The 4,202-nt window shown below is 38.1% G+C and carries 7 protein-coding genes; 2 read left to right on the top strand and 5 right to left on the bottom strand.

Going from position 1 to position 4,202, the window contains the following annotated elements; genetic code table 11:
* Both ACY65O_RS09210 and ACY65O_RS09205 read right to left on the bottom strand, forming a co-directional pair.
* The coding region (locus ACY65O_RS09210; protein WP_462220562.1) for an MFS transporter at positions 1-360 on the bottom strand (360 nt) is incomplete at its 3' end.
* 42 nt (positions 361-402) lie between these two features.
* Positions 403-1,086 carry a bifunctional 4-hydroxy-2-oxoglutarate aldolase/2-dehydro-3-deoxy-phosphogluconate aldolase gene (locus ACY65O_RS09205; protein WP_462220561.1) on the bottom strand — a complete coding sequence of 228 codons (684 nt, stop codon included), beginning with the start codon at positions 1,084-1,086 and terminating at the stop codon, positions 403-405.
* 154 nt (positions 1,087-1,240) lie between these two features.
* Between ACY65O_RS09205 and ACY65O_RS09200 the strand changes: the two genes are divergently transcribed.
* Both ACY65O_RS09200 and ACY65O_RS09195 read left to right on the top strand, forming a co-directional pair.
* The gene (locus ACY65O_RS09200; RefSeq protein ID WP_462220560.1) at positions 1,241-2,266 is read left to right on the top strand and encodes a PfkB family carbohydrate kinase; all 1,026 of its coding nucleotides are present in this window, start codon (positions 1,241-1,243) and stop codon (positions 2,264-2,266) included.
* A gap of 253 nt (positions 2,267-2,519) precedes the next feature.
* A complete protein-coding gene (locus tag ACY65O_RS09195; protein ID WP_462220559.1) occupies positions 2,520-2,975 on the top strand; it encodes a NanQ anomerase/TabA/YiaL family protein in 456 nt (151 codons plus the stop codon).
* A gap of 89 nt (positions 2,976-3,064) precedes the next feature.
* Here the strand turns inward: ACY65O_RS09195 and hisIE are convergent, their stop codons facing one another.
* The 3 genes from hisIE to ACY65O_RS09180 all read right to left on the bottom strand — a co-directional run.
* Positions 3,065-3,700 (bottom strand): bifunctional phosphoribosyl-AMP cyclohydrolase/phosphoribosyl-ATP diphosphatase HisIE, encoded by a 636-nt coding sequence (hisIE, locus tag ACY65O_RS09190; RefSeq protein ID WP_462220558.1) that lies wholly within the window; start codon positions 3,698-3,700, stop codon positions 3,065-3,067.
* The gene (locus ACY65O_RS09185; RefSeq protein WP_462220557.1) at positions 3,654-3,872 is read right to left on the bottom strand and encodes a hypothetical protein; all 219 of its coding nucleotides are present in this window, start codon (positions 3,870-3,872) and stop codon (positions 3,654-3,656) included. The genes hisIE and ACY65O_RS09185 overlap by 47 nt, the downstream gene beginning before the upstream one ends.
* The coding region (locus tag ACY65O_RS09180; RefSeq protein ID WP_462220556.1) for a HisA/HisF-related TIM barrel protein at positions 3,872-4,202 on the bottom strand (331 nt) is incomplete at its 5' end. The genes ACY65O_RS09185 and ACY65O_RS09180, both read right to left, overlap by 1 nt.

Raw genomic sequence — 4,202 nt, 5'->3', positions numbered from 1 at the left:
TAAAACAGAAATAGAGAATCCTGCAATACCAAACCAGCCTAACATTACAGAAATAGTTTCTCCAATTGGAATAGCAAAAGCATGGACCATTGCTGCAAGCGACCAAATAATAATTGCCCAGGCATACCCTTTTTTTGTACCCAGTTTATCGATAATCCTTCCTGCAAACAACATGGAAAGTGCATAACCAAATTGAAACACCGAAGTAATATTTGCATAATCAGTATTGCTCCAGCTAAATCTTTCGGCAAGGTATGGTTGCAGTAAACTCAGCACCTGCCTGTCTAAATAATTTACTGTGGTTGCAAAAAATAACAATCCGCAAATCGTCCAGCGGTACTTACCAATTTTTTCGTTCATATAGCTATGTTGAATATTTTTTAGGCTGAGCCAGCCGAAGAATTATTTTTTACACTCCTTAATTATCGACATCACTTTTTTAGTTTCTTCAATAAGTAAATCGTATTGTTTGTTTGCCATTACTTCTTTACTTACCAGTTTACTGCCCATACCCACAGCGCACACACCGGCTTTAAACCAGCCTTCAATATTTTCTTTACTGGTATCTACTCCGCCGGTAGGCATAAACAACAAGTTAGGAAACAATTCTTTTACCGCACTCATAAATGCCATTCCAATAATATTACCCGGAAAAAGTTTTACCATCTTTGCCCCTAAATTTTCGGCAGCAATAATTTCAGTAGGCGTCATACAACCAGGCACCCAAAGCATATTATTGACATCAGCAACTTTAGCCACACTTTCTACAAGGCCCGGGCAAATGATATAGTCACAACCGGCATCAATAAAAGTTTGTGCCATCTCGCCATTCTTAATAGTGCCTACTCCCAAATGCATATCTTTCAACTCTGTTTCGCAAATCTTTTTCATGGCCTTAAAGTTTGCTAAAGCAGCTTCGCCCCTGTTGGTATATTCCACTGTTCTTACACCGGCACTGTATAATGCCTGCAACAATTCAACACTGGTTTGGGTATCTTTATTAAAATAGAGGGGTAACATTCCCTGTTGCGGAATTAGTTGCAGCAGTACATCTTTTTTCATATTGCTTATGGTTTTATCGTTCAACAATATTATTTTAATTTAAGCACAAGCACATAAATAATTACGCAAACGTTTCCGTAAATTTAGTTATAATTAAAATAGTATTCCTTGTTCATTAAACAATTAATAATCATCTTTGAGGCCAAAAATTATCTTTCATCAGAATTAATATTTAACGATGCTAAAAAAAGTTGTTACTCTTGGAGAAATTATGTTGCGTTTATCTACTCCCGATTTTAAACGTTTTGTACAAGCCGATTCCTTCGATGTTACCTATGGCGGTGGCGAAGCAAATGTTGCCGCTGCAATTTGTAACTATGGCGAAAATGGGACTTTTGTAACCAAAGTACCCAGCAATCCCATCGGTCAATCAGCAATAAATCATTTGCGCCGCTATGGTGTGGATACACAATATATTGCCCGTGGTGGCGACAGGCTGGGAATTTACTTTTTAGAAACCGGCGCATCTATGAGAGCATCGCAGGTAGTGTACGACAGGGCTGGCGCTTCTATTGCCGATGTTGACATAAGCGAATTTGATTTTGATAAAATATTAGATGGTGCCGATTGGTTTCATACCACCGGTATTACACCGGCATTAAGCGATAAAGCTGCGGCTTTAACAATGGCGGCATTAAAAGCAGCTAAAGCAAAAGGCATTACCACCAGCATCGATTTAAATTACCGTAAAAAATTATGGAGTAAAGAAAAAGCACAACAGGTAATGACGGAATTGTGCCGCTACGTAGATGTGTGTATTGGCAACGAAGAAGATGCTGATACCTGCTTAGGTTTTAAAGCCGCACATACTGATGTTACCAAAGGTGAATTAAACCTTGATGGTTTTAAAGATGTGTTTAACCAGATGCAGGCAAAATTTAATTTTAAATTTATTGCATCTTCTTTAAGAGAAAGCTACAGTGCCAGTGATAATGGCTGGAGTGCACTGGTGTATGATGGCAAAGCTTTTCATCACACCAAAAAATATAATGTACGCATTGTTGACCGTGTAGGCAGTGGCGATAGTTTTGCCAGCGGTTTAATTTACGGGCTGGTTACCGGTATGAGTACGGCTGATGCTGCTGAGTTTGGCGTTGCTGCAAGTGCATTAAAGCATACCATACCCGGCGATTTAAATCATGCTACATTAAGTGATGTGAAGGAATTGATGAAGGGTGATGGCAGCGGAAGGGTGCAACGGTAAAGACCCCTGTCTCCTAAAGGGGAACTAAAATTGTTACATCATTTGAATTATTCTTAGCGTACGATTACAGTTTGCTTCTTTTTTTTGAACCAGACTGCAAACATAATTTAGCTTCATTGGTCTAGCCTAAGGCGAGACACTCTTTTACTTTTAGTTCTTTATTCAACAAATTAAATTCGGAACGTTTCAATTAATTGAAACGCCGATTATTTTATAACCTTTAAAACTAAGTTCCCCTTTAGGGGACAGGAGTATGATCATCGACACATTATCCAACGCATCCAAATACACCAGCCTTCATCCTTTGTTTGCAAAAGCATTTGAGTACATCAACAGTACCGACCTTGCAAATATTGAAATGGGTAAATACGAAATAGCCGATGGTTTAAAAGCTATCTTCTCTGATAAACCTGGCATGTCGGCAGCAGAATCAATTGCCAAGTTTGAATGCCATGATAAAAACATAGACATACAATTTTGCATTAACGGCAAAGAAACTATTGGGTGGAAGCCACGCCATATTTGCACTGCACCCAAAGGCGATTACAATCCTGAAAAAGATGTAAGCTTTTTTAACGATGTTCCTGATATGTATTTTCAATTAACCAATGGGCAGTTTGCCATTTTTTTTCCGGAAGATGTGCATGCACCAATGATTGCGGCAGATGAAAATTCGATACGAAAATTAGTAATTAAAGTTGCAATATAGTTTTAAAAAGGCCTTTATCAAGAATGTTTTTTTATTTGTTGCAGTGCAAAAAAAATAATTTCAGCCAGGTATAAACCAAAAGAAATATTTTACGAATTTTTGTGTCTTCCCTTCAACACTTCAATAACATCATTCAGCGAAAAATTTTTTGCCCGCAGTAAAATCATGTAGTGAAATAACAGATCGGCCGCTTCGCCTAAAAACAATGCTGCGTTATCGTCCTTTGCTTCAATAACTGTCTCCACCGCTTCCTCTCCCACTTTTTGTGCAATTTTATTTATGCCTTTTGCAAATAAAGAACTGGTGTAAGATTTATCGGTAGGATTATTTTTTCTGTCTTGTATAATTTGCTCCAGCTCCAGTAAAAAATTATCGGTTATATTTTTTTCATTCCAGCAGGTATCGGCGCCGGTGTGGCAGGTGGGGCCTAGTGGTGTTGCTTTAATGAGTAAGGTATCATTATCGCAATCAACTTTTATATCTTTCACTAATAAGTAATTACCGCTCTCTTCTCCTTTGGTCCATAACCTGTTTTTGCTGCGGCTGAAGAAAGTTACTTTTTGCAACTCCTGTGTTTTTGCAACAGCCGCTTCGTTCATAAAACCCAGCATCAATACTTTACGGGTTGCATCATCCTGTATTATTGCAGGCACAAGTCCATCTGCATATTTCGTGAAATCAATTACCTCCATCACTTGAAGAGGAGTTTGAATGGTGTTGTTCATTATCGGTATTTTCAGTTTTATTCTTTTTAGCTTCCAGCATTTGAATTAATTCTTCTTCCCGTTTCCAAAATCGTTGCCGTAATTTATCATTCCGTTTTGCCTGCACATTACGCATGTAAATAAAAATAAGTAATGCAATTATTGCCGGCGATATGTATAAATAACGTTCCATTATAATCGGACTGTAATTTTTTCCCCATGTAAATATTGTTTCAAATCCGGTATTTCAATTTCTTTATAATGAAAAATACTTGCTGCCAGTGCTGCGTCGGCATTGGCATTTTCAAATACCGTTTTAAAATGTTCCATCGTTCCGGCACCGCCGCTTGCAATTACAGGCACCGGTAATTCATTTGATAATGTTGCAGTAATATCCAGTGCAAAGCCATTTTTTGTACCGTCATTGTTCATGCTGGTCAATAAAATTTCTCCAGCACCTAAACTAACGGCCTGCCTTGCCCAGTCAACTGTTTTAGTTTCAGTTTTTGTTCTACCTCCATTT

The sequence above is a fragment of the Ferruginibacter sp. genome, from assembly GCF_031430955.1.
GTDB lineage: Bacteria > Bacteroidota > Bacteroidia > Chitinophagales > Chitinophagaceae > Ferruginibacter.
This window is presented reverse-complemented; position numbering and strand designations above follow the sequence as displayed.